Below are 25,672 nucleotides of genomic sequence, written 5' to 3'. Positions count from 1 at the left end.
TGAATGGGAGCAATTTAATAGTGCTTTCTCAGTGTATACTAGGCTATCTAAGTTAACCTATCACTTCTAGTTATTCCACAATAATCCCTAGGAAAAAAAATAATAAATCGTCAGGATATTACTTTCATCCCATGTAGATATGACTATGCCAATGATAAACATGATTTTTACTGACCAATGTTTATACCAGTTACCAACGCGACGATAAATATTTATCCCCGTTGAAATACTAACTAGTACAGTACGGATTAAATAGGTATACCATTTCAAAAAGTTCAGAATTCCAAAATATCAGCCTTTTGACTTTTGACTTTTGACCCTTCGGCTACGCTCAGGGTAAAATTTTGACTTCCGCCTTGCGGTGGTTGGTACTGTGTAATCTAAAGCCTAAATCTAAATTTGAATAGCTATTGGTTCAATTCAGACGCTCCACCGATACAGTTCGGTACTAGTCTGAGAAAAATTCAGTATGTTTTCTTAAAGAATAATTACTGAAAACCTCAACCGTGTTAGTTCATCTTGAATCACGGGAACAATAGCAACAGTTAATTAGCTGACCGTAATCTATTGTTACCTGGAGCCATTGAGACGATCCTTATGCCAGCAACATCTTTTTACGCAGATGCGGCCTCCAATATCAAAAAGTCCCGCCAGGCTTTGGATGAAGACCTCATTATCGATGATAGTGAATTGTCGGCAGATGATATCCAAGAATTGGAAGTAGCTGCTGTTGACCCTGCTAACTTTGCAGCCAACAACAACCGTCGGAGTACAGACTTAGTACGTCTATATCTTCAAGAAATTGGGCGGGTTCGACTTCTCGGACGCGATGAAGAAGTTTCCGAAGCCCAAAAAGTCCAACGCTACTTGCGGATGCGGACTGTACTCGCCGATGCAGCAAAGCAAGGGGATGAAGTCGTTGCACCATTTCTGAAGTTAGTTCAAGTTCAGGAGCGTCTGACATCTGAATTAGGACATCGCCCTTCTTTAGAAAGGTGGGCTACCACTGCTGGTATAGAACTGGCGGATCTCAAACCCACTTTAGCAAATGGCAAGCGTCGTTGGGCAGAAATTGCTAAATTAACAGTTGAAGAACTGGAGCAAGTGCAGACCCAAGGACTTCACGCTAAAGAACACATGATCAAGGCGAATTTGCGCTTGGTGGTGTCGGTTGCTAAAAAGTATCAAAATCGCGGTTTAGAACTATTAGATTTAGTTCAAGAAGGAACTCTAGGCTTAGAACGAGCTGTAGAAAAATTTGACCCGACTAAGGGCTATCGCTTTAGTACTTACGCTTATTGGTGGATTCGTCAAGGAATTACGCGAGCGATCGCCACTTCTAGTCGAACAATTCGCTTACCTGTTCATATTACAGAAAAGCTGAATAAAATTAAAAAAGCTCAACGCAAAATTGCTCAAGAAAAAGGTCGGACCCCCACCTTAGAAGATTTAGCAATCGAGTTAGATATGACACCAACCGCAGTGAGGGAAGTGTTGCTCAGAGTCCCTCGTTCTGTTTCTTTGGAAACCAAAGTCGGTAAAGATAAGGACACTGAATTAGGGGAATTACTGGAAACCGATTGTGTAACCCCAGAAGAGATGTTAATGCGAGAATCTTTACAAAAAGACTTGCATAGCCTGTTGGCAGATTTAACCAGCCGTGAGCGTGATGTCATTCTCATGCGCTTTGGTTTGTCAGATGGTCATCCCTACTCCTTAGCCGAAATTGGCCGCGCTCTTGATTTATCCAGAGAACGAGTGCGTCAAATCGAATCCAAAGCTTTACAAAAGCTCCGCCAACCCAAACGACGTAACCTAATTCGCGATTATTTAGAATCTCTAAGTTAGTTATGAGTCGGTTGTTCTTAACATTCGGCAGTTTCAAGTCAAGCAGAATATCTAAGAGTTCAATTGTATCTCTTAGATATCCGACTGTCGAAATAAAAATTCAACTCAGTTGATATTGAAGAATTATTCTGAAATATTTAGTAAAACTTCGCAATAAGACATGATTGTTGCAAATTGCCCCCAAAATTTGTTATATTCTCAATTAATAGGCTTTGTTGAGAAATATTAGTATGACTGTTTACACATCTACTTCACTCAAGGCAGAACTGAATGATCGAGGCTGGCGTTTAACTCCCCAGCGCGAAACAATTCTACACATTTTTCAAGAACTTCCGCAAGGGGAACACCTCAGCGCGGAGGATCTTTATCATCGGCTAGAAAGTGATGGGGAAGGCATCAGTCTTTCCACTATCTATCGGACGTTGAAATTGATGGCACGCATGGGGATTTTGCGGGAGTTAGAACTGGGAGAGGGACATAAACATTATGAAATCAACCAGCCCTACCCGCATCATCACCACCATTTAATTTGTGTTAAATGCAACGCGACTATTGAGTTTAAAAATGACTCTATTTTAAAAATAGGTTCAAAAACTGCTCAAAAAGAAGGGTTTCACCTGCTTGACTGTCAAATGACAATCCACGCAGTCTGTCCTAAATGTCAACGATCGCTCATGCCTTTGTAGTGAGTGCGTTCACATCACAACTGTCCTAATCGATAGGACTCGCCACGGCGGAAATAGGACAAGCAGAAGAAATTAATGAAAAGCCCTGACTGAGTAGGGGTGTATTGTAATACGCCCCTACTGAAGAATGCCTTGCGGTAATAGGGCTATTATTAATCGGTTGGGAAATCATTATCTATAGCCGATCTAAAAGCGTCCGCTTCTGATATCTCTAAGACTAATTCCGTAAAATTCTTGGGCTTGCTTAATGGCTCTTTTGGTATCATCTGCCATCACACCGTTGAGACTTCCTTTATAGAAACCCTTATCTCGTAGTCGCCTTTGGATTTCCAAGACACTAAATTCACCAGAACCTGCGCTAAGGACGCTATGTAACTTAGCTCTAGTTGTGGGGCCAGCGATTCCACTGGCAGCTAAGTAATTAGCAGCTTGAAACCTCCGGACAGCATCCGCAGTATAAGAACCAAAGTATCCATTTGGTGTGCCATTCAGATATCCTGCTTGGATCAAATGTTGTTGAAGTAGTTTGACTGCTTCACCCCGATCTCCCATAGTGAGATTGTCTGTATTCACTGTCTGTCTGGGAGGAGTTTCTACTCCACCACCCACACCAATCGGTGGTAATTTGCTGACTGTTGCTGGTCCGACGATGCCATCAACTTCTAATTTATAAGCTGCTTGGAACCGCTTCACAGATTCTTCTGTAATCGGGCCAAATATGCCTGTGGCATTACCGGAATAGAAACCTGCAACTCGCAAGCGTTCTTGTAAAAACCTGACTTCTTCCCCCTCATCACCTTTAACCAGCACGTTAGAAATGCGGCGTGTATTGGGAGTAACCACAGCACTAACAGGCGTGGTGGCGGCTCTGGGCGGTTGTGGTGGGTTGCTCGTATTAATGGTTTCAAATGGTGTACTGGCAGTAGTCAGTAGTGGCAGTTCTATATTGTTAGTGCTGATTGTAGTAACTTCTGTACTTGCAGAACTGATTGGCTGTGTCTGCCAGTTGGCTAATCTTTGCCGTGTACTGACTCCCACAATCCCATCAACGGCTAAACCATTAGCTTGTTGAAAACGCCGCACAGCATCTTCTGTGGGGAAATCGTAGACTTCTGTGATGCTACCACCATAAAAGCCTGCTTGTCGCAATTGCTCTTGGAGACTCCGCACAGAAGGCCCTTGATCGCCTCGTTCTAGTGCTAAAACGCTGCTGACAGAACTGAGAATAGATAAAGCGATCGCTAGGGGTAACAAATGCTTCCAAGCCTTACTAGAAAAGCGTTTCCAGTCTGGTGCAGATGCTTTGTTTAATAAAGCACTTAGAGACACCAGTTCACTGGATGCGTCGTTTTCATAGGCATCAGCTAAATGAAAATAAGCCAGGTTATCCATATCTGTTTCCTATTCCTACACCAATTATTGTTCTTCGATGGTCGCTTCAGCTTGATGTACTAAGTTTCGCAAATTTTCTAATGTCTGTATACTTACATCCTGCCATAAATTACGTTGGTGTGCTTCGAGTAATTTTTCAGCAATATCACGCATAGCCCACGGATTTTTATCTTGGATAAATTCACAGACAACGGGATCTTGTAAATAGGCTTGTGTTACACCCTCATACATATAATCTTCTACACATTGGGCTGTAGCATCGTAGGCGAATAAATAATCTACAGTTGCAGCCATTTCAAATGCACCTTTATAACCGTGGCGCATCATCCCCTCAATCCATTTGGGGTTAACTACACGAGAACGATACACCCGTGCAATTTCGGCTTTGAGTTCACGAACTCGTGGTTGTTCTGGATTAGAATTATCACCAAAATAGGTTTGAGGATTTTTTCCTTGAAGCGATCTGACTGCGGCTGTTAAACCACCTTGAAACTGATAATAATCATCAGAATCGAGGATGTCGTGTTCTCGGTTATCTTGGTTGTGTAGCACAATCTGCATTTGTGCTAAACGTTGTTCAAAGGCTTCTGGGGCAGAAATTCCCACTAATTCGCCTTTTGCATCAGCTGAACTAGCGCTGGTGTAAGCGTAGCAACTCCAATTAATATAAGCACGAGCTAAATCCTGGTCATCTGTCCAATTTTGCGAAGCCATTAAGCCTTGGAGTCCTGCACCATAAGCACCCGGTTGAGAACCAAAAATCCGGTATTGCGATCGCGCAACAGCTGCTTCTGGAGTCAAACCTTGTTGCATCCACAAATCGGTATCCTGGCTAACTTGGGCTGCTAAGGGATTATACTCTGAAGATTCATTCATTGCTGCTACTGCTGCTACGGCTTGCTCGAATAAATCAATTAAGTTAGGGAAAGCGTCTCTAAAAAATCCCGAAATTCGTAAAGTGACATCGACACGAGGACGACCCAATATACTCAGAGGTAGAATTTCAAAGTCTACAACGCGCCTAGCTGCACCATCCCAAACCGGACGTACACCCAATAAAGCTAAAGCCTCGGCGATGTCATCACCACCAGTCCGCATAGTTGCAGTTCCCCACAACGATAACCCCAATGTTTGGGGATACTCACCGTTTTCTTGGGTGTAGCATTCAATGAGATTTTCCGCCGCTTTTCTGCCCACATCCCAAGCGGTTTCTGTAGGAATAGCCCGAATATCAACGGAATAAAAGTTTCTCCCTGTGGGTAGGACTTCTGGACGGCCGCGTGTCGGTGCGCCGGAGGGAGCGCTGGGGATATATTTACCATCAAGTCCGTGCAGTAAGTTGGTAATTTCTGCATCTGTTTGTTGTAAAGCGGGGAGGAGTTTCTTGCTAATCCAGGAAGATATCTGATCAATCGCCGAAGAACAGACGCAATCAATCGCCGAAGAACAGAGGAGTTGTTCTACTAATAGGGCGGCGTGATTTTCCAAAATTTCTACCGCATCGCCAACCGTCCGACTTGTAGAGACGCGATGAATCGCGTCTAGAGAAATTTTAGTATCTAATACCTGCCGATCGCCTGCTGATAATGGCGTGTTGAAATCTGTTGTCAGGGGATCGAAATCTAAACCCCAATCTGTAGCTATAACACGGGTAATACCTTCAGAATAGCGGTTAGGGATGCGAGCGATCGCCACAATTAAATCTCGCAGTTGTCGCCCTTGGGGACATTGCCCAAAAATGTGTAAACCATCGCGAATTTGCGCTTCTTTCAATTCACAAAGATAGCCACCGATGAAATTTAAAACTACAGATTCAAACTTTAAAATATCGGTTTCATTGGCGATCCCTAAATCTTTGTGAAGATTTTCTTGGATGACTAATTCCCGAATGCGATCGCGAATTAAAGGTAAACGCGTCGGATCTAAACTTTCCGCCTCGTAATATTCATCAACTAAATTTTCTAACTGTTGCAAAGCCCCATAAAGTTCCGCCCGTGTCATTGGGGGAGTGAGATGATCTAAAATCACCGCTTGGGCGCGTCGCTTGGCTTGTGAACCCTCACCAGGGTCATTGACAATAAACGGGTAAAGGTGAGGAAGTGCGCCAAAAGCCACTTCCGGATAACAACCACTAGATAAAGCCACGCTTTTACCCGGTAGCCATTCTAGATTGCCATGTTTGCCCACATGAACCACCGCATCAGCATTAAAACATTCCCGCACCCAATGATAAAAAGCCAAATAAGCGTGAGTTGGAACTAAATCCGGTGCATGATAATTCAAACTAGGGTCAATATCATAGCCCCGTGACGGCTGAATCCCCACAAATATGTTACCGAGTTGCATCCCAGAAACGGCGAAAACAGAATTATCCTCCTCCTCTGTGTCCTCTGCGCCTCTGTGGTTAGTTTCTCCAATCAAACCCCATCTTTCAGTAACTTCTTGCTGTACAGTTATCGGTAAACTAGCAAAATACGCTTGATAATCTGCACCAGAAACACCTTGCAGCACAGGCCGCAACTCTCTACCTTCAGGATCATTAGTTACCCCAGTGGTGAGACGTTGAATTAATTCATCTCCGTGGGTGGGGGGATTATCCACCACATACCCAGAAGATTGTAAAGCTTTAATTATTTCCACACAACTGGCTGGCGTGTCCAAGCCTACGCCATTGGCTAACCTGCCATTGCGATTCGGGTAATTTGCCAAAATCAGGGCAATGCGGCGCTCCTGGGGTGGCTTAGAGCGGAGATTTACCCAATTGGCTGCTAGTTCAGCGACAAACTCAATGCGATCGCTTACCGGTTCATAAACCATCACATCTGTTTCTAAGTCAGGATTGCGCGTTTGTACAGTTTTAAAGGACACAGCGCGAGTAATAATCCGTCCATCTACCTCTGGTAACGCCACATTCATCGCCATATCACGAGGCGAAAGCCCTTGTAACTGTGACTCCCACTGTTCCACACCACCGCCACTCAGAATAACTTGGAACACCGGCACATCTAATTTTTGCCACAAGTCGAGCTGGGGTGCTTCTGTTTCTAAACGCGCCAGAGAAAAACTCGTAGTATTCAGCAATACGCCAATTTGCTCTGTATCTTTCGGCTGGAAAAACTCACTCAATTCTGCTTGGACATCAGGATCACGTAATGAAGAAACAAACACGGGTACAGGTTGTAAATTGCGCTTGATTAAAGCTGTACACAAAGCATCAATTACCTTCGTATTCCCAGATAAATAATGCGCGCGGTAAAAAAGAATGCCAACTTTAGGGAGTGGTAATTCCCCTGTAGGGGCGGGTTTATAGATATCATTCAACGTCAATGAGGATTTTACTAAACCCGCCCCTACTACTCCCCAGTCATACAAGCCGACACGCGGAACCCCTTGCGGTGGTAAGGGTTGAAAGGAAGTATCCAAGCAAGTATCCGAGATAAATTGCAAAGCGTTAACAATGTTTTCCACTCCGCCTTCTCTGAAATACTGTAAAACTTGATTAACGGCACTCAAAGGTAAAGTAGATTGAGAAATTAATTCAGGATCAAGACCATCGTCCCCAGGCATTACTATCAGAGTTGTACCTTGACGTTGTACAATTTCTTGCACTACTTCTAAACCATAAGCCCAATAAGAACGTCCTCCTAACAGGCGCAAAATGATTACTTGGGCAGATTCTAAAACGTCCTCGCCATAAGAATCGATACTTATTTGTTGTTGTAACTGCAACAAACTAGCAACTCTGATGTCTGGAAATGTTGCAGGTAATTTAGGAACGGCGGCTGCTAACGTTTGGATGTCAGTATCAGCAGCAGTAATAAAGACAAAAGGAGCTGGAGTTTGTTGTAAAAAAACTACATCATCTGATTGATTCCATCCGCCCGGTGTGGCACTGATACGATGCATAATCTTGTATTACTGTCTTAAACTGTTGGTTAGAAAACATTAGCATTGAGCAACTTATTCACAGACCATTGAAAATGCTTAGTTCTCCTGATTTGAGTTTTTCTCGAAACTTGCCTTTAGTTGTTTTTAATCAGCTTGGGGAATTGTTACAGCAGATGGCTCAAGTAGTAGGAACTACTGTACTGGTACTCACAGAAGCTGTCTTGGCAAGGGTTGACATACCACTGGAGTGGCAGAGTCAAAGATTTACGCTGGTGATTTCTGAGCAGTTTAGCGCACTTTTGCTAGGGACGCAGGAGCAAGGGGAACGGAAAAATTCCCCAGGATTAAATACTAGTTTGACATTTAATTCGGAAGCGATCGCTTTATTTGTTTCCCAGGTGCGAGACTTGTTTGATGGTAATTCCTACACTCATCAACATCTAGAACGCTATCGTCAAGCTCTTAAACCGAATGAAACCGAGATCCAAACTAAGTTTACGCTGTTGTTATTAGAGTATCTCCTGCCACAGCTAACTGAGGAAATTACCGAAACTCAAGTTGATGACTGTCCACCTGTGGAAGATGCCTGGAAACACAGAATGCAGCGAGAGCATTTGTTAAATCAGGTGACAACCCAAATCCGCAAAAACTTGGATTTGCCAGTCATTATGGCGACAGCAATGGCTTTAGTGCGGGAGTTTTTGGAACTTGACAGGTTAGTAGTATATAAATTTGAAACGTCTCAAGTCAATAGTCACGAAACCCCAGCCCAACGCCTTGGGGGTTATGTCGTCCACGAAGTTTGCGCTGAAAATGCTATTTCATCGGTGTTGGATTATCGAGAAGAAACTTGCTTTACCAACAATTCGACCTGTTGGGAAAAATATCGCCAAGGATTTACTTTAGTTGTTGATGATGTCGAAAAGACTTATGCTCTGGAAGAGTGTTTATTGAATTTTTTAAGAAATAGCCAAGTCAGGGCAAAATTGGTAGCACCAATTATCTTTGAACAAAAGCTATGGGGGTTGTTGATTGCTCATCAATGCCACACTCCGCGACAATGGAGTGAGAATGAGAAAAGCTTATTAACGTCCATAGCTGAACAATTAGCGATCGCCATTCATCAATCTGAGTTAAAGCAATCTCTGCAAGACGTGACACGCACCCTCACAGCAGAAAAACAAACTCTGGAAAAACGCGTCATTGAACGCACAATGGCTTTGCGGGAGGCTTTACTGGCGGCTGAAGCTGCTAGTCGTCTCAGAAATCAATTTCTCGCTACTATCAGCCATGAATTGCTTACGCCTTTAACTTACGTCATCGGGATGTCTTCCACTTTGTTACGTTGGCCTATGGGCGAATTGAGTCAACGCCAACGGGATTATCTGCAAACAATCCATGATAGTGGAGAACATTTATTAGAACTAATTAACGACATCCTCGATTTATCACAAATTGAAGCGGGGAAAACAGTCTTAAATATCACAGCATTTTCTTTGACGGAAACAGGCAAAAGTTCTGTAGAGTCCCTATTCAAAAAAGCTGACAGCAAACAAATCAATCTTAAACTGGATTTGCAAATCGATCCCCAACGCGATCGCTTTAAAGCTGACGTGGGACGAGTTGGACAAATTCTGTGGAATCTGTTAACTAATGCCATTAAGTTTACCCCAGAAGGTGGCAGTGTCACTTTGCGGATTTGGGTAGAAGATAATATGGCTATCTTTCAAATCGAAGACACTGGAATTGGCATTCCTGAAGCACAATTACCACTACTGTTTGAAAAATTTCAGCAACTCGATACACCCTATCGCCGCAGCCACGAAGGTACAGGACTCGGTTTAGCTTTAACCAAACAACTTGTAGAACTACATCGGGGTCGAATTGAAGTAGAATCAACTGTAGCTATTGGTTCAGTTTTCACTGTATGGATACCAGCCCAATCTTGAGGGTGGAGACGCGATGAATCGCGTCTGTACAAGAAAGGACGGAATGTGGGTTAATTTTTGGAGATTGTTATGACAGTCGGGTTGCAAGCAAAACGGGTGGTGGTTGTTGGTGCTGGTTGGGCTGGTTTAGGTGCAACCTACCATTTGGCAAAACAAGGGTACGATGTCACACTTTTGGAAGCTGGTTCCTACCCTGGTGGATTAGTCGCCGGTTGGAAAACCACAGACGGAAAATCTGTAGAAGCGGGAATTCACGGCTTTTGGTATCCTTACAGAAATATTTTTTCCCTAATTAATGAATTAGAAATAAATCCCTTTACTACCTGGACTCGTTCCGCCCAATATTCTCCTGCGGGGTTGGAAGTTGAATCACCAATTTTTCAAGATTTACCGCGATTACCTTCGCCTCTGGGTACTTTTGTTTATACTCAGTTTCAGCGATTACCTTTAATCGACCGCATCAGCGCTTTGCCTTTACTTTATTCTGTGGTGGATTTTGATAATTCTGATGAGGCTTGGCGGCGTTATGATTTTGTCACAGCCCGTGAATTATTCAAAGATTTTGGTGTTTCCGCCCGACTTTACAAAGAAGCCTTTGAACCAATGTTATTAGTGGGCTTATTTGCCCCAGGTGAACAATGTTCAGCCGCCGCCACGTTAGGAATGTTGTACTTTTTTATTCTGGCGCATCAAGCTGATTTTGATGTGGTTTGGTGTCGCGGAACAGTTGGAGAAAAAATATTTCGTCCTTGGGTGGAAAAAATAGAAAAAGCTGGCGCGAAAGTTCTACCCCAGAGGCGTGTAACTGACTTAATTGTGGATAGTCAAAATCAAGCCAAGGGTGTGGTTTGTGGTGATGAAGTATTTGATGCCGATGCGGTAATTTTTGCCGTTGGTGTCACTGGGATGCAGAAAATTGTTGCCAATAGTCCCAGTTTACAAAGCCGGGAAGAGTTCCGCAATTTAAGTAATTTAGGGGCAATTGACGTTTTAGCCACCCGTTTATGGTTTGACCGCAAAATTGAGGTTCCTCGTCCTTCTAATGCTTGCTTTGGCTTTGATGACACCACAGGATGGACATTTTTTGATTTAAATGCTCTACATGATGAGTACAAAAATGAGCCGGGAACGGTGATTGAAGTTGATTTCTATCATGCCAATCAGTTTCTCAGCATGAATGACGCAGACATCATTACTAAAGTCAAGGATTATTTAACAACTTGTGTCCCAGCCTTTGGCAAGGCTGAAGTAATAGATAGCAGTGTAATTCGCTTACCTAATGCAGTGACTCACTTCGCCCCTGGTAGCTATCGTTATATGTTGCCAGCTAAGACCAGTTTTGAGAACGTCTTTATGAGTGGTGATTGGATTGTCAATCGTCACGGTTCTTGGTCTCAGGAGAAGGCTTATGTCACAGGTTTAGAAGCCGCAAATTTAGCAGTTTCCTATTTAGGTCAGGGTCAGCCTGCCCAGATTATACCTGTAGAAGAGGACGAAGCGCACATTCAAATGGCGCGATCGCTCAATCAAAGTGTGCGCGACTTGGGTAAATCGGTTTTGCCTGATTTTTGGTTGCCTTAGCCGAATCTACGACAAACAACTCAAAAAAAAAGTCAACTTGCTCTTTGCCGCATATATTGTCCACTGAGTCCTTGCTGAATCCAATTCAAGCACTCATATTCAGACTTGAATAATTTGGGGGCGGCAATATTATTCAACAGTTCTGGGGGATAATGATCATAAAAATATTTATCCCCCTCTTGAAAGACGATAATCAAGTTATTGCCGTATACATAGCGAGACTTGAAACTATCTCCCTGACTGACAAACTCTGAATTTTGGTCAATATGTTCTTGGGCAATATCAACAATATTATTGATGCTATTGCCATAGATTTCGGCTGGATTATCGGCTTTATGAAATTTGCTTCCACGTCCAATTTCTGACAAGAGTTTATACGAATAAATTTCGTAGTTATCCGCTTTGCCAAAAACGAATGGAATGATGAGATATCCTTGATATGAAACTGATTTTTCATAAATAAGACGACTCATCTTAACCTCCTTTAATATAACTGCTTGTTTTACCACAATCGCCTCAATTACACATCAACATTCAATATCTTTGGGTAATTTAATTTAGGCGTTGTAGTTCACCTCTTGCTATTTTTGCCAAGAGGGGTATTACCCCTTTTTTTGATTAGGGGGGAGTGTGTCGAGTTTGGTCACAAAATCATTGTAATAACCATTATCACTCTTTTTTAAATAAGAGTAAATGTCATTTTCCTAAGACTACCATAAACTCAATTGATTGGGAGGATAATCAAGCTTATTCCAAGGTAGAGGCGGAATTTCTGTACCATGTTGTGACAATAGCTTTTGGAAGTAACGCGCTGTTCCAGGCGATCGCCAAAGGCGGGGCGTAGCCCATCGCTCTTCTATAGGACAATGAACAAAGAAATAAATTCGTTTTCCCGCCTGTAACCACTGCTGAATTTGTGTTACCCACTCTTCCATAAAAGGCTGATTCGTTGATAAATTTGGGTGAGAAATAAATCGAATCAGGATGAAAGGGGCTGTTACACTAAATTGCAATGGCAATTGGGGTTTACGCCGTTCTGAATTTAATTGTGGATCATCTTCTCCAGTGTAGATCGGGCGGGAGTCTAACAACACTCTGCCCACACCTAACTTTTCCAAAAGATTGGTCAAAATACTTACATGAGGTTCATTAAACCAGTCACGATGTCTAACTTCTACGGCTAAAGGTGCTTCTGTACGCGGCCAAGCCTCCAAAAAAGCCGTCAAATCATCAAGGTATGCTGGGCTATAACTGGGAGGTAATTGAGCAAAGACGGGGCCAAGATGCTTACCTAGAGGACTCGTCACCTCTAGAAATTGCAAAGCACCGGGTATAGAGGGTTGCAGTAAACCTTTATGGGTGATATCTCGTGGTAATTTGAGGCAAAATTCAAAACCCGGTGGTACTTCATTCGCCCAACGAGCGATGGTTTCTTGGTTCGGCACAGCATAAAATGTAGTGTTACCTTCTACAGTGGTGAAGCGACGGCTGTAGAGGTGAAGAAATTCCGCAGCACGAGTACCTTGGGGATAGAGTTCATCTATCCAACCTTTATATGCCCAAACTGCACAACCCAGAAAAAAGTTCACTCTGCTATATGTGTATGACACTACATTAATTTTATGCGATCATCGCTTGCCCTGAATTTCTGCAAATTCCTAATCAGGCTAAAGTTTCCGCACATTGGCCAAATTAGCACCAAAGAATTCGCTCAGTGGTTATTAGATTCTACAAAAATACAGCCTTTGGTAATTGATGCCCGCAGTCAAGCAGAATATGAAGTAAGTCATCTGAAATCAGCAGTACATATTGATCCGATTGCGCCTGACTTGCAAGCATTATCAGAAGTAGAAAAAGACACGCCTATAGTTGTGTATTGTTCAATTGGCTATCGTAGTGCCACAATTGCCCAACAGCTTCAGCAAGCAGGATTTACCCGTGTTTTTAATTTGAGTGGTGGTCTTTTTCAATGGGCAAATGAAGGAAGACTCATGTTTCAAAATGAGGAAGTTACACAGTGTATTCATCCATATAATGCGATGTGGGGAAAATTGTTGCAAGATGGAAAGCTCACGCAGAGTCGCAGAGGCGCGGAGAGATAATTTTTTCGCGTTATGCTTGACAAGGGCATTTTATTATTTTTGCTTGTATAAATGTCTCATGTTTCTATTGTTATTCCGACTTTAAATGAACAAACCAGCTTGGGGCGAACTTTACGCCAGCTGACTTTGCTAAATCCTCCAGCTTGGGAAATTTTAGTGGTGGATGGTGGTAGCTGTGATCAAACTTTGGCGATCGCTCAGGGAGTGGTAAATGTACAAGTTCTCTCCTGTGCAGAACCGGGGCGTTCTATTCAAATGAATTACGGCGCATTAGCCGCAACTGGAGATATTGTTTGCTTTCTCCATGCTGATACTTGTGTTCCGGATGATTTAGTCGAGGTGATTTCCCAAACTCTAGCCCAGCCAAATATTGCCTGTGGGGGCTTTATTTCTTTAATGGTAGGCTCTCAAACGACTCGCTGGGGGATATCTTTACATAATTATCTCAAAACCTATTACGCCCCACTGCTGTTTAAACCTTACCTATTTTTTCAAGGATTACGCCTGTTATTTGGAGATCAGGTGATATTTTGTCGTCGCCATGATTTTTGGGATTGTGGCGGATTTGATCCAGCATTACCAATTATGGAGGATGGGGATTTATGCCTCAAACTTGTCAAGAAGGGAAGAATTTATCAAGTTAACCGTATTGTCCAAAGTTCTGATCGTCGTGTGGCAAAATGGGGAAGTTGGAAAGCCACTGCAATTTATCTCTACATCGGGTTTTTGTGGGGAATTGGTGTTTCAGCAACTTATCTCAAGCGGTTTTATCAAGATATTCGCTGATTTGGCGTTGCTGATTGAGAATATGGATTTGTGTCACGCAAAGGCGCATCAGCGAAGCGAAGCACGAAGTGCGTTAGGCGCAAAGGTATAGAGAAAAGGCAAGGTATTTTGGTATTTTGGGCATTTTATACTCTGATTTAAGTAAGTCGGCGTGAAAATTTCGATGTATGTCATTGCGAGTGGAACGAAGTGGAATGAAGCAATCGCAAGGCTCTTGGGAGTTTTACATTCTGTTACATAATTGGGTTTATTTGCGCCGACTTACTTAGCAATGCGGCTGATTCAGGTTCCAGTCATAGTGCAAATAAGAAATTGGTGTTGAGGCGGTTAAGGGTGGATCTGTTTTCAGGTATAAGCCAATGTATTCTGGAACCGAGGGCGCAACCTTTAAAAAGTCCTGACGATACCACTTAAGAATTTTGTTACAGTACAGTATTTGATTTTGGGAATCATAGCGCACTTTCTCAGGATTATTCATGAAACGATGAGCATCTTCATCTAACTGCTGAGTGACTTGTTCAGGAAAATAAGCTCCCGGACGCAGCAGAGGACAACCAACGGAAGCGCAAACTATGGCAAAATGAATTTTTGGCTCTTGTAATTTGTCTCGGAGAATTTGGTTCTCGATTTGAGCGAGGCTGTAACGCTGACCAAAAAGTTCATAAGCTTGACGTTGGAAGAACCACAAAAACGCCAGCCAGTTGGGAATTCCTAAGATTTGCGGGCGAATTGACTTAATTGGGTATCGTTCTAAAATTGTTGAAATCGTAAATGCGTTGTAGAGGTTAATCCATAATGCTAATTGTGCAGTCGTGGAAGAATTAGATGGCAAAGACAGATGTTTTTGGCTGGATAACCAATGATAAATCGCTTGCGGTTGTTCTCGTTTCCAGGCAAGATAATTTACACATCCGGCTTGGTCAACATACTGACGCAGTAACTGATCCCAGGGTTCAAAATCAATCATAAATATCAAATTCCAGACTGTACACGCCAAAGATTTGTATAAATTCCATTCAGCGCTAGCAATTCCTCATGCTGACCCTGCTCGACAATTTGACCGTGAGCCATGACATAAATACAATGACTGTGGCGAATTGTAGATAGACGATGGGCAATGGCTATCGTAGTCCGATTTTGGGTAATGATAGCTAAAGATTTCTGAATAGCCGCTTCCGTCTCATTATCCACCGCAGAGGTAGCTTCATCTAAAATTAAAATTGCTGGGTCTTTGAGAATAGCACGAGCGATCGCTATCCGTTGTCTTTGCCCACCCGAAAGCTTCTGACCCCGTTCGCCGACAATAGTATCGTACTGAAGGGGTAGTTGCAGGATAAATTCGTGAGCCTCAGCTAATTTGGCAGCATGAATAATTTCATCGTGACTTGCATCAAAACTACCATAAGCAATATTCTCAGCTACCGTACCGTGAAATAAAAACACATCCTGACTCACCCAACCGATACAACGACGTAAATCGCATAAATTGAGGTCGCGGATATCAATGTCGTCAATTAAAATACGTCCACTTTGTACCTCATAAAACCGTAGTAAAAGTTTAACTAACGTACTTTTACCAGAACCCGTTGCTCCCACAATACCGATTGTGGCTCCGGCGGGAATCTGGAGAGATAAATTTTTGAGTATATCTTTGCGTTCGTTGTAGGCAAAGGTAATATTATCAAATTGTACTTGACCCTTGACGGTTCCTGTCGGTAATAATTGCTGTCCGTGGGGAATAGTCACAGAGGTATCCAGTAAACCCATGACACGCCGCACCGAAGCCATCGCTCGCTGATATTCGTCCATGATTTCGCTGAGAAAAGTGAACGGCCAGAGTAAATCTTGCACAATAAACACCATAAAGCCATAAGTACCCACAGTCAGGCTACCTTGTAGCACTTCCCGACCACCCAGATACAGCGTCAGCACAAACCCTAGTAAAATCAAAAATCGTAGCACGGGTTGAAAAGCCACACTCAAGGCGATCGCCTGTTTGTTACTGCGACGATAGGATTCACTTTCTTGGTAAACGCGATCGCTTTCATAAGCTTCAGCCGTAAAGCTTTTGATGGTGGCAATACCAGAAATGTTGTTAGCGAGGCGATCGCTGATAATTCCGGCGCGATCGCGTACTGTATCATAGCGGGGAGCTAACCGGGATTGAAAGGTGAACGTTCCCCAGAGGATAAACGGGATGGGTAACATCGCCAGCCACCCAATACCGGGAGCCAAAAGCAAAAAGCTCATCCCCACCGCAGATACTCGCGTGAAAAAGCCGATGAGGTTCTGAGCGCCAGAGTTGAAAAAGCCCTCAAGCTGGTTGATGTCATCATTGAGAATAGATAGCAGGATACCCATGCTGCGGTCTTCAAAGTAAGCAAGTTCTAGTTCTTGTAAGTGGTTGTAAGTATCAACTCGTAATTCGTGTTGTAGGGTTTGTGCTAAATTACGCCAAATTTTGTCGGCTGCATATTGGCTGAGGGATTCTAAACCCCAAGTGGCGATCGTCAGCATAGACAATACTAATAACTGATTCAGGGGATTTTGAATACCAAACCGCGCAATTAAAGAAGTTTCTCGTTCGACTACCACATCTACGGCAATACCGATGAGATAAGGTGGTGCTAGGTCTAATAGAGTACGCAGAATCGAATAAAGAACTGCACCCCAAATTTGAGGTTGATAGGGTTTGGCATAGCGCAGTAAACGCGGTAGGGGGTGAGCAGCAGGTTTTGACATATTGATGGACAGGTTCATAAGAGGAGTGAACTAAAAACTAAAATTTAAAAACTAAAATTTTTGATCAAAATTTATTTTTTGCAATTAATTAGACATGGCAAAATCTTCCGATATCAGTAGTAAAAAAATTATTAGTCTTGTCCCGATAAATGGGTAAAGCGTTGCATTGTTGTTGCCCACATATCGCAGATAAATTATTAACTTAAGTTACGGTAGTTGAAAGTTTATTGGTTTGCTTGATCAGTTTTGTGAGGTTACACTACGTTTCAACGCCATTTGCTACAACGGAGGAACTACCGCAACGCAGTGGCTCCTCAACCTACGCTTGTCCACGCGATCGCACTAACTGTCTATCTTAATCTGGTACGGAAGTTAGTTGTGCGTCAACTCCTTGCCACCCAATCGTACTTGTGCTGGGAGTAGATTTTACTTGAGGTCGCCAATTACCTCAATCAGTCCAGTCTGGAAGGCTCTGTCATAGGTGATAACAGGCCAGCTTTCGAGTTCAGCTTGAGCCATTATCATGCGGTCAAAAGGATCTCGGTGGGCAATTGGTAAGCTTCCTGCTCTAAGGGCATGATCTGTAGTTATGGCAAGTTCGATAAATTTAGCCTGATGCAGTATTTGCGAATATTGTTCAACCAGTTGTTTGGCTTCGGGTAGTTTGCCGATGCGGTATTTGGTGGCAATTTCCCAAGCGGAAGCACTGCTAACAATGATGCGATTTACTGGGTTGCGAATGATTTCTCGGCAGTCAGTGTGGAGCTTTGGATCGTCAAAGAGCCACCATAGAAAGATATGGGTGTCAAGAAGGTAGCTCATTCCCATTGTTGGAGTTCCTCTTCTGGGAGTGGTTCAAAGAAAGCATCACCAAGTTGCCCTTTCAATAAACCAGGGGTGCGGGGTTGTGTGCGTTCCTGATTTAAACCTAGTCGAAAATAATGAATTAGGTTATAAAGTTCTGCTAGTTTATCTTCAGGTATATCTTGCAGTTCTTGAACAATCTTTTGAATTAGCATAAGTCAAGTATTTTTCAGCTTAGTGATATTATACCCCCTCTTCATGCCTAAATAATATAATAATACGATACCATTGTTTGACTTAAAAAGTATTGAAGAGGTATTTGTAGCGGTTATCAAAAACATTGGAAATGAAGTTTGGTTTAGATGGTTTAGAATTAATGCTGACTATCTTCCAAATTAGTGATTTGCAGAAATTGCAAGTAGTTAAGCAAGCGATTAAAAGTTCAAATACTGTTGAGTACTTGCAATCATTTTTGTAGGTTTGTTATCATGGGAGCTATGAGTTTTATCAGTTAGTTTTGTTCGGTTTCACTACGTTTCACCCAACCTTCTGTAGATGGCGAACGACTTACGTCGCGCAAGCTTCGCCCCACGGCTCAGGTAAGGTAGTTGATATCAAAGCGATCGCAGTCGAGATTTGCTCCCAGGATGACTGTGTACTGTTTGAAGTCAGAATAGACATAAAGGCAGGCGATCGGGTGTTGGGAAATCAGTTTAAGGTGTGTTGACGAGGTATTTGTAGAGGTCATCAATCACAGCATTAGCAGCAGACGGATCATTCCATGTCCATGTCCAAAAATCGACGAGAAAAACCTGATTATTCTTAACAGCTTTTAGCTGCTTCCAAATGGGCTTTTTCTTTAATCTCTGATAAGTCTCCATTTCTCCATAATCGTAAGTGTATAGAAGAAACAAAAAATCGCCATCTAGTATATCCAGCCTTTCCTCAGAGATATTAAAAATTCCACGATCAGGGTTAATAACATCCTGTGCTGCTGGGCGTTGCAGTCCAACATCATCAAGAATGGAACCCGAAAATGAATTTTTGACTAAAACATAATTGTTGGAAGGAGAAGTACTAGCAACCGAAATGGTTCGATTTTCATAACGATCGCCTAATGCTGCTTTGAGTTCTTCAATTCTCTTATAATATTGTTCCCAGGCTTGCTGCGCTACTGCTTCTTTCCCTAGTATTTCAGCCACCAAATTAAAATGGTCTTTCCAGTCGGGCATATCAAAAGGAATGAGTACCGTAGGTGCGATTTGAGAAAGTAAAGGATATATTGTTTTAGAAGCTTCCCAAGCCAAAATTAAATCAGGCTTAAGCAGCAAGATTTTCTCCAAATTAGGGTTGTCTGGTAGTCCTACCTGCTGAATTCCCTCTACTTTTTCGCCTAAAAAGGATTGTTCACGCAAATATTTTCCTTTAAGATCCTCAAGTGTATTAGCATTACTACCAATGGGTTTAACACCTAGAGTGAGTGCATGACTTAGCAAAGCACGGTGGGAAATAACAATTAACCGTTTAGGATTATTGGGAACGCAGGCTTCCCCAATTGAGTGTTTTACAACTCGGCAAGGTATTGAGATATTCGTTGCGTGTTCCGTTGAAATATTGCTCATTTGCATCTTTGAACTGTTGCAAGCTGTAACCAAAAGAACGGATAAAGCTATTAATAGCAATGGCTTCATTACCACATAATTCATCAGGTATTTCTTCACATTCATTGGGCTAGTTTTCCACAGCATTAAACTCTATGAAATTTGTGCCAGTTATCGAATAAGTAGCACAAAACGCTAATTAAAACTCCCAACTAACGGAGCCAACAATGGTCAGTGGGTTTCCTCTATTGACAAAGAGTGTGCCGAAATTAGCGGAACCAACATAATCAGTGTTGAAGAGGTTACGAACATTGATTGCTGCATTGAAATTGTCTCTACGATAGTAGATTGCCGCATCTGTGCGGAGATAATCACTGACTTGAGATGAGTTTTCTAGATTGGCTTGACGCTCACCCACATAAAATAATCCCAAGCCAAATCCTAGCCCTTGCAAATCTCCTGTTTGAATGAAGTAAGTCGTCCAAAGACTTGCTTGATTTAGTGGTATGTTAGTAAGACGACTTCCAACTACAGAAGGAATAGCATTATCTCTAGTAACCTCTGCATCTGTGAGAGCATAGGAAGCAACAACATTCCAACCTGGCAAAATTTCACCTGTAACATCTAACTCAATTCCACGGCTGCGCTGCTCTCCAACTTGCACCTGAAAGCCTTGTCTAGCAAGGTCAGGATCAGGATTGGAAGTTAGCACATTTGTTCTGGTGAGATTGTAAGCTGCTAGCGTCGCTGAGAGTCTGCCATCGAGAAAATCAGCCTTGACCCCAACTTCGTATTGAGTTCCTCTTGTTGGTTCAAACGGTTTGTTATCTGGATTACGCCCGATTGATGGACGGAATGATTGACTGTAGCTCGTATAAAGTGAAACAGTCTTACTGGGCTGATAGACTAAGCCAATTCGAGGGCTAAAAGCTCCGTCGTTTTGAATTGTCTTATCACCATCAATCGCTCCACCTTCATTGGTAATCCAATCGTAACGCCCCCCAATCAACATTTTTAGGTTATCGGTGAATGAGATTTGATCTTGAAGGTAAAATCCATAGGACTGGTTAATGCCAAAGTCTGTGAATGAAGCTAATGGAGCTACTGGGAATGAAATCCGATAGTTTGGATTAAGGATATCTAGCGGTGGTAAATCAACTGAATTGCCAGCAAATCCAAAGTAGTTGACTTCGCGATTAAAATCAAAGCCAACGACAAGTTGATGAGATACTGAGCCAGTCTTAAAGTTCCCAACTACATCAATAACCCCAAGATATTTATCAATTGACTGAACAAAATCAAAGTCAAAGTAATCTGTAAGGAAGCGATCATTCAACAAATTCCCGTATTCTAATGACCTGTTATCGGTTGTGGAAAAACCAGTTGTGAAACTATTACGAAGTTGCCAATCGTCATTAAATGCGTGATTAAGGGTATAACCAAACCTTTGACTTGCAGTCTCTATCCCTCCAAAGTAGTAAGGTGTAACATTTCTAGGTATTAAACTGTCATCACTCCTGAGAGGTTCATAAGTAGGGTTTGAAGCACTCTTTCCATATTCATAAAAAAGATTTAGGTTTGTGCGATCGCCTAATTTAAATGAAATTGAAGGCGTAATGCTTGCTATGTATTTTTGAGTAAACGTGAAGTCTTTGAAATCACCTCCACCTCCGTAGGCAGCAATTAGGCGGTATAGGACAGTTTTGTCCTCATTAAGAGGTCCTGATAAGTCAATGCTGGGTTGATAAAATCCATAGTTGCCTACTTCAAATCCAATTTTGTAGTAAGGTTCAGACAAGGGTTTTTTAGTTACAAAGTTAATTACTCCACCTGGTTCTAATGCTCCAAATAATACAGATGCTGGTCCTTTTAGCACCTCTATCTGCTCGATCGCTCCAATTGGAGTAAAGCTGCTGCTATTATCACTTTGCAAACCATCCCGAAAATTTCCACTTCTTCTGGTAGAAAACCCTCGAATAGCAATGTCAGTTGCTCCGGGAATAAATCCTGAATTGTCACCACCCTCAACCAAACCACTAATTGTCTCTAATGCTTGAGTTTGCCTCTGGATACCTCGATCTTCAATCACCTGTCGCGGTACAACCTGAATTGATTGGGGAATATCTCGTAGTGGGGTATCGGTTCTCGTTGCTGTACTGGCATTCGGTACGCGATAACTATCCCGTTCCCCCGTCACTACCAACTCAATCGGCTCATCCTCCTGCGCTGCTGGTTCCTCTTGAGCTTGCGGTGTTTCTGGAGGCTGTATCGCCGTTGCTGTAGATGCTACCGCCAAAACCAGCCCTGCATCATCATCAAATAACTCAACTGTGGGTAAAGCATTCTCACCTACCACCGCCACTCGCACAGTATTTGCATCAATATTTGTGACTGTAATTTCCGTAATTCCCTCAACTGGTTTTTCCGAACGAAATGTAAACGCCTCACCACTGGATAAACGCAATTGAGCATTGGGAATATCTGCAATAAAGTTATTCTCAGCACTGCGATTTATCACTTGCAGTTGTTCACCAAGGGTTGTCTCTAAAATCACCTCCACCCCTTTATCGGTGGGATTTGCTTTCACACCCGTAATTGTGACAATACTTCCCGGAACAACAGGGGGATTGCTGGGAGTTGGTGACTGCACTAGCAGTTGAGCGTTAGTCGTGGGTAGTTCTATTTCGCTCAATTGGCGAATTTGAGAACTTGTTTGATTTTGTATGTCTACATCTTGCTGTTTCTCACCAGCCCATACCGATGAAACTGCAACAATACTCAAACATCCCGAAAGACTGATTAAAAAAGATAGACGAACAGATAAACACCAACTCCTCATAGTTCCTCACACAGCAATCAAAGCTTTTGTTGCTAATTATTTTTGTTAGCTATGAGGTGTAGTGTAGAGAACTTGATTGGGGTGTGTCTATCTAAAAAATGCCATTTTATGATCCAAAAACTGCTTTTTTCCCTGCCAAACACTGACTAGGTGTGATACCATACTGCCGTTTGAAGGCTGCTGCAAAGTTGCCCAAATGTCCATAGCCTACTAAATTTGCCACTTCTACCACTTTATGATCGCCTTGACGCAACAATCTTTGGGCATTCTCCAGCCGTTGCTGTGTCAAATAACCCATGACAGTTGTGTTAAAAAGTGCTGAAAAACCTCTCTGGAGGGTGCGAACACTAACTCCCACTTGCTGCGCTAGTTCACACAGGGATGGCGGATACTCAAGTTGTGTGGTCAAAATTTCTTTAGCGTGGTGAATACGGGCAATGGTATCAGCTTTGAAACCTGGTAATTCATAAATTGGTTGTTGCTCTGCCGCAATCAAATCCAGGTGCATCGCTACTAACTCAAATACCTTCCCTTGCAGATACATCCGCTTTGCAGTACCGCGATAGGGCGGATTCCACATTTGTTGAGCAAGCGATCGCATTGTTGGTGTCACTTTGGGATAAAATGAGGTTTTACAGTCTTCCCCTTTAAACAGTAATTTCTGGATATCAGAGCTATATTGCCCATCCTCCTGCAAAAACGGGTCTAGCACTTCTGGGGAAATCTCTACATTCACCAAAGTTAAACGCTCTCCAGCGCGATACTTTTCAATGTAGCCAGGCGAAATTCCACTACCAGAAAAGTAGCAATGGGTTCCACCCATATTAGGATGAACATTATCAAAGTAAAGCAAGCCTGATAGAAAAATTGTGAACTGAATCGGATGCTCATGAACAGGTGTTTTCACCATCAAGTCCTGGTGATATTCGCAATCTGATAAATTCAACCACACCCCAGGCGATAGCTTCATGCTGCGATTATAGCCCCGTCCCAGGATTTCCGGCACGCCCTCAAGCTCCTCAAAGCTATCAAGTAGGAGATTCTGCACCTGGGGTTGAGGAGCCTCTTGGCACAGTTCATCAAGGTCTGATTCGCTGAGGATGAGTGTCATGCTGGAGTGGGCTAAGTGCAACTTATTATCAATAAATTTACCACTAAATTGCATAATAAGCTACGCCATAACCTAGTATTCACCGAGCGTTCAACTTCTTGAATTAATAAGAAGCTTTATTATAGCGGTATGCACTTGAATGAAATACATCATAGCCCCCTCCTCGCTTGCGGGGAGGGGGTTGGGGGTGGGGTTCTTGTATCTCACTCAACCGAGAACCGCTATAATCGCAGAAAGGGTTCTCTAATAATAACTCTGGAAAACCTTTAAAATCATCGACATTGCGAGTCAATAAAATAGCTTCCTGACATATAGCTGTTGCCGCAATTATTGCATCTGGTAACTTGATTTTCTTTTGTCGTTTTAAAGTAATTGTTTTATTTTCAATATGTTTAATGTACAAATGTATTGTAATCTATCAATACCTTTGCCAAATCGAAAAATCCTTGAATTCATAGCTTGGGTTGTTCGCGTCAGCGTTGCGGAGTAATGGTACAAAACCCAATAGGTTGGGTTTTCCGTTGCTTAATCCCCGAACAGCAGATTATCCTCGAAAGTATGAGTAGGAACGTATCCAGACTGTACGTTCCACAAACTGGTATAAATTCCATTAAGTTCTATTAAGTCCTCGTGCTTACCCTGTTCGACAATTTGACCATGAGCCATAACATAAATACAATGACTATGGCGAATTGTCGATAAACGATGGGCGATCGCGATCGTAGTCCGATTTACAGTAATCTTATCTAAAGAGCGTTGAATTGCCGCTTCCGTCTCATTATCTACCGCAGATGTCGCTTCATCCAAAATCAAAATTGCTGGGTCTTTGAGAATAGCACGCGCTATGGCAATTCGTTGTCTTTGTCCACCTGAAAGCTTTTGACCTCTTTCGCCGACAATAGTATCGTATCCTTGGGGTAGTTGCAGGATAAATTCGTGAGCCTCAGCTAATTTCGCAGCATGAATAATTTCTGACTCAGTAGCATCAAAACTACCATAAGCAATATTCTCCGCCACCGTACCGTGAAATAAAAACACATCCTGACTCACCCAACCGATACAGCGCCGCAGTTCCCCCAGTTGTAACTCCCGAATATCGATATTATCAACGAGGATTTGTCCGCCTTGGATTTCGTAAAAGCGTAGTAGTAGTTTAACTAAGGTACTTTTACCAGAACCCGTTGCACCGACAATACCAATATTTGCTCCTGGGGGAATGTGCAGTGATAAGTTTTTCAGAACATTGGTACGTCCGTTGTAAGCAAAGGTAATATTGTCCAGATGCACTTCACCGCGTACTGCTAGTAAAGAACCGTTTCCTGTGGGGATAGTTATCGGCGTATCTAATAATCCCATGACTCGATTAATAGATGCGATCGCCCGTTGATATTGATCCATAATTTGACTCAAACTGGCAAATGGCCAAAGTAGTCGTTGGACAATGAACACCATAAAACCGTAGGTTCCCACAGTTAACTGATTATTCGCCACCGCAACCCCACCAAAAAACAGCGTAGCGATGAAACCTGTAACTACCACAAAGCGAATAGCTGGATAAAAAGCAGCCGAAAGTGCGATCGCATGACCATTACTCCAGCGATAAGCTTCACTTTCAACTAACACACGTTCTCTTTCGTAGGTTTCAGCAGTAAAGCTTTTAATTGTGGCAATTCCTGAGAGATTATTAGCTAAACGACTATTAATAAATCCGGCTTTATCGCGCACATCTGTATAGAGGGGAGCGAGTCGTTTTTGGAATGCTAACGAACCCCAAAAAATGAAAGGTGTAGGTAATATTGCCAACCAAGCGACATTGGGGGCGATAATCACAAATGAACCACCTACAAATAAAACTGTGGTGATAAAGCGCAAAATACTAGCTGCACCCGAATCAAGAAACCTTTCTAATTGATTGATATCGTCATTTAGTATTGATAAGAACGTGCCTGTAGAGCGTTCTTCAAAGTAGCTTAATTCTAATTCTTGTAAATGGCTATAGGCATCAAGACGTAACTCATGTTCCATAGTTTGGGCGAGATTTCGCCACAGGCGATCATAGATAAATTCAGATAATGATTCTAAAGTCCAAATTAGTAATGTTAATAATGATAAAATTGCCAGTTGTCCAATGGTATTAGTAATACCAAATTGGGCAATTATGGAATTTTCTTGTTCTGCAACAATATCTATAACTACCCCAATTAAATAGGCTGGGGCGAGGTCAAAGATGGTATTGAGGATAGTAAAACTTGCCGCAGTCCACACTTGAGATCGGTAGTTTTTAACGTAGTGTAAAAACCGGAAGAGGGGATGTTCTTTAGAAATAGAAGAAGATTTCATTGT

At 42.5% G+C, this 25,672-nt stretch carries 21 protein-coding genes; 8 read left to right on the top strand and 13 right to left on the bottom strand.

What is annotated here, in order from left to right; genetic code table 11:
* Nucleotides 1-597: 597 nt before the first annotated feature.
* Both sigC and ACM0OW_RS15690 read left to right on the top strand, forming a co-directional pair.
* Entirely contained in the window at nucleotides 598-1,848 is a 1,251-nt protein-coding gene (sigC, locus tag ACM0OW_RS15695) for an RNA polymerase sigma factor SigC (RefSeq protein ID WP_414551090.1), read from the top strand.
* 230 nt (nucleotides 1,849-2,078) lie between these two features.
* Nucleotides 2,079-2,534 carry a Fur family transcriptional regulator gene (locus ACM0OW_RS15690; protein WP_414551088.1) on the top strand — a complete coding sequence of 152 codons (456 nt, stop codon included), beginning with the start codon at nucleotides 2,079-2,081 and terminating at the stop codon, nucleotides 2,532-2,534.
* A 186-nt stretch (nucleotides 2,535-2,720) separates the two neighbouring features.
* Here the strand turns inward: ACM0OW_RS15690 and ACM0OW_RS15685 are convergent, their stop codons facing one another.
* Together ACM0OW_RS15685 and cobN are read right to left on the bottom strand one after the other, a co-directional pair.
* The gene (locus tag ACM0OW_RS15685) at nucleotides 2,721-3,926 is read right to left on the bottom strand and encodes a peptidoglycan-binding protein (protein ID WP_414551086.1); all 1,206 of its coding nucleotides are present in this window, start codon (nucleotides 3,924-3,926) and stop codon (nucleotides 2,721-2,723) included.
* 24 nt (nucleotides 3,927-3,950) lie between these two features.
* The gene (cobN, locus tag ACM0OW_RS15680; protein WP_414551084.1) at nucleotides 3,951-7,832 is read right to left on the bottom strand and encodes a cobaltochelatase subunit CobN; all 3,882 of its coding nucleotides are present in this window, start codon (nucleotides 7,830-7,832) and stop codon (nucleotides 3,951-3,953) included.
* A 74-nt stretch (nucleotides 7,833-7,906) separates the two neighbouring features.
* On the opposite strand from cobN, the gene ACM0OW_RS15675 reads away from it, so the two are divergent.
* Entirely contained in the window at nucleotides 7,907-9,763 is a 1,857-nt protein-coding gene (locus ACM0OW_RS15675; RefSeq protein ID WP_414551082.1) for an ATP-binding protein, read from the top strand.
* Nucleotides 9,764-9,832: 69 nt separating this feature from the next.
* Complete coding sequence (locus ACM0OW_RS15670; protein ID WP_414551080.1) at nucleotides 9,833-11,344, top strand: FAD-dependent oxidoreductase; 1,512 nt, start codon at nucleotides 9,833-9,835, stop codon at nucleotides 11,342-11,344.
* Nucleotides 11,345-11,376: 32 nt separating this feature from the next.
* Here ACM0OW_RS15670 and ACM0OW_RS15665 read toward each other — a convergent pair whose 3' ends face one another.
* Nucleotides 11,377-11,817 (bottom strand): hypothetical protein, encoded by a 441-nt coding sequence (locus ACM0OW_RS15665; RefSeq protein WP_414551078.1) that lies wholly within the window; start codon nucleotides 11,815-11,817, stop codon nucleotides 11,377-11,379.
* 237 nt (nucleotides 11,818-12,054) lie between these two features.
* Complete coding sequence (locus tag ACM0OW_RS15660; RefSeq protein WP_414551076.1) at nucleotides 12,055-12,933, bottom strand: DUF72 domain-containing protein; 879 nt, start codon at nucleotides 12,931-12,933, stop codon at nucleotides 12,055-12,057.
* Nucleotides 12,934-12,966: 33 nt separating this feature from the next.
* On the opposite strand from ACM0OW_RS15660, the gene ACM0OW_RS15655 reads away from it, so the two are divergent.
* Together ACM0OW_RS15655 and ACM0OW_RS15650 are read left to right on the top strand one after the other, a co-directional pair.
* Entirely contained in the window at nucleotides 12,967-13,446 is a 480-nt protein-coding gene (locus ACM0OW_RS15655; RefSeq protein WP_414551074.1) for a rhodanese-like domain-containing protein, read from the top strand.
* A 51-nt stretch (nucleotides 13,447-13,497) separates the two neighbouring features.
* The gene (locus tag ACM0OW_RS15650; protein WP_414551072.1) at nucleotides 13,498-14,232 is read left to right on the top strand and encodes a TIGR04283 family arsenosugar biosynthesis glycosyltransferase; all 735 of its coding nucleotides are present in this window, start codon (nucleotides 13,498-13,500) and stop codon (nucleotides 14,230-14,232) included.
* A gap of 265 nt (nucleotides 14,233-14,497) precedes the next feature.
* Here ACM0OW_RS15650 and ACM0OW_RS15645 read toward each other — a convergent pair whose 3' ends face one another.
* The 4 genes from ACM0OW_RS15645 to ACM0OW_RS15630 all read right to left on the bottom strand — a co-directional run bounded on the left by ACM0OW_RS15645 (nucleotide 14,498) and on the right by ACM0OW_RS15630 (nucleotide 17,993).
* Nucleotides 14,498-15,199 (bottom strand): DUF547 domain-containing protein, encoded by a 702-nt coding sequence (locus tag ACM0OW_RS15645; RefSeq protein WP_414551070.1) that lies wholly within the window; start codon nucleotides 15,197-15,199, stop codon nucleotides 14,498-14,500.
* A 5-nt stretch (nucleotides 15,200-15,204) separates the two neighbouring features.
* Nucleotides 15,205-16,974 carry an ABC transporter ATP-binding protein gene (locus ACM0OW_RS15640; RefSeq protein WP_414551068.1) on the bottom strand — a complete coding sequence of 590 codons (1,770 nt, stop codon included), beginning with the start codon at nucleotides 16,972-16,974 and terminating at the stop codon, nucleotides 15,205-15,207.
* A gap of 426 nt (nucleotides 16,975-17,400) precedes the next feature.
* Entirely contained in the window at nucleotides 17,401-17,796 is a 396-nt protein-coding gene (locus ACM0OW_RS15635; protein ID WP_414551066.1) for a type II toxin-antitoxin system VapC family toxin, read from the bottom strand.
* Nucleotides 17,793-17,993, bottom strand: coding sequence for a hypothetical protein (locus ACM0OW_RS15630; RefSeq protein ID WP_414551064.1), 201 nt, complete (start codon nucleotides 17,991-17,993; stop codon nucleotides 17,793-17,795). Before ACM0OW_RS15630 ends, ACM0OW_RS15635 begins: the two co-directional genes overlap by 4 nt.
* 131 nt (nucleotides 17,994-18,124) lie before the next feature.
* On the opposite strand from ACM0OW_RS15630, the gene ACM0OW_RS15625 reads away from it, so the two are divergent.
* Both ACM0OW_RS15625 and ACM0OW_RS15620 read left to right on the top strand, forming a co-directional pair.
* A complete protein-coding gene (locus ACM0OW_RS15625; protein ID WP_414551062.1) occupies nucleotides 18,125-18,256 on the top strand; it encodes a hypothetical protein in 132 nt (43 codons plus the stop codon).
* Between the two features lie 39 nt (nucleotides 18,257-18,295).
* The gene (locus ACM0OW_RS15620; protein WP_414551060.1) at nucleotides 18,296-18,505 is read left to right on the top strand and encodes a hypothetical protein; all 210 of its coding nucleotides are present in this window, start codon (nucleotides 18,296-18,298) and stop codon (nucleotides 18,503-18,505) included.
* Here ACM0OW_RS15620 and ACM0OW_RS15615 read toward each other — a convergent pair.
* From ACM0OW_RS15615 to ACM0OW_RS15595, 5 genes are all read right to left on the bottom strand, one after another.
* Complete coding sequence (locus tag ACM0OW_RS15615) at nucleotides 18,492-19,400, bottom strand: iron-siderophore ABC transporter substrate-binding protein (protein WP_414551059.1); 909 nt, start codon at nucleotides 19,398-19,400, stop codon at nucleotides 18,492-18,494. The genes ACM0OW_RS15620 and ACM0OW_RS15615 overlap by 14 nt on opposite strands.
* Before the next feature lie 178 nt (nucleotides 19,401-19,578).
* Nucleotides 19,579-22,218 carry a TonB-dependent siderophore receptor gene (locus tag ACM0OW_RS15610; RefSeq protein ID WP_414551057.1) on the bottom strand — a complete coding sequence of 880 codons (2,640 nt, stop codon included), beginning with the start codon at nucleotides 22,216-22,218 and terminating at the stop codon, nucleotides 19,579-19,581.
* A gap of 106 nt (nucleotides 22,219-22,324) precedes the next feature.
* On the bottom strand, nucleotides 22,325-23,383 hold the full coding sequence (locus tag ACM0OW_RS15605; protein ID WP_414551055.1) for a helix-turn-helix transcriptional regulator: 1,059 nt from the start codon (nucleotides 23,381-23,383) through the stop codon (nucleotides 22,325-22,327).
* Between the two features lie 49 nt (nucleotides 23,384-23,432).
* Nucleotides 23,433-23,732: a hypothetical protein gene (locus ACM0OW_RS15600; protein ID WP_414551053.1), complete on the bottom strand. Its 300-nt coding sequence runs from the start codon at nucleotides 23,730-23,732 to the stop codon at nucleotides 23,433-23,435.
* 122 nt (nucleotides 23,733-23,854) lie between these two features.
* Entirely contained in the window at nucleotides 23,855-25,669 is a 1,815-nt protein-coding gene (locus ACM0OW_RS15595) for an ABC transporter ATP-binding protein (protein ID WP_414551051.1), read from the bottom strand.
* Nucleotides 25,670-25,672 lie beyond the last annotated feature (3 nt).

Source organism: Anabaena sp. CCY 0017 (assembly GCF_963920885.1).
Lineage (GTDB): Bacteria > Cyanobacteriota > Cyanobacteriia > Cyanobacteriales > Nostocaceae > Nodularia.
This window is presented reverse-complemented; position numbering and strand designations above follow the sequence as displayed.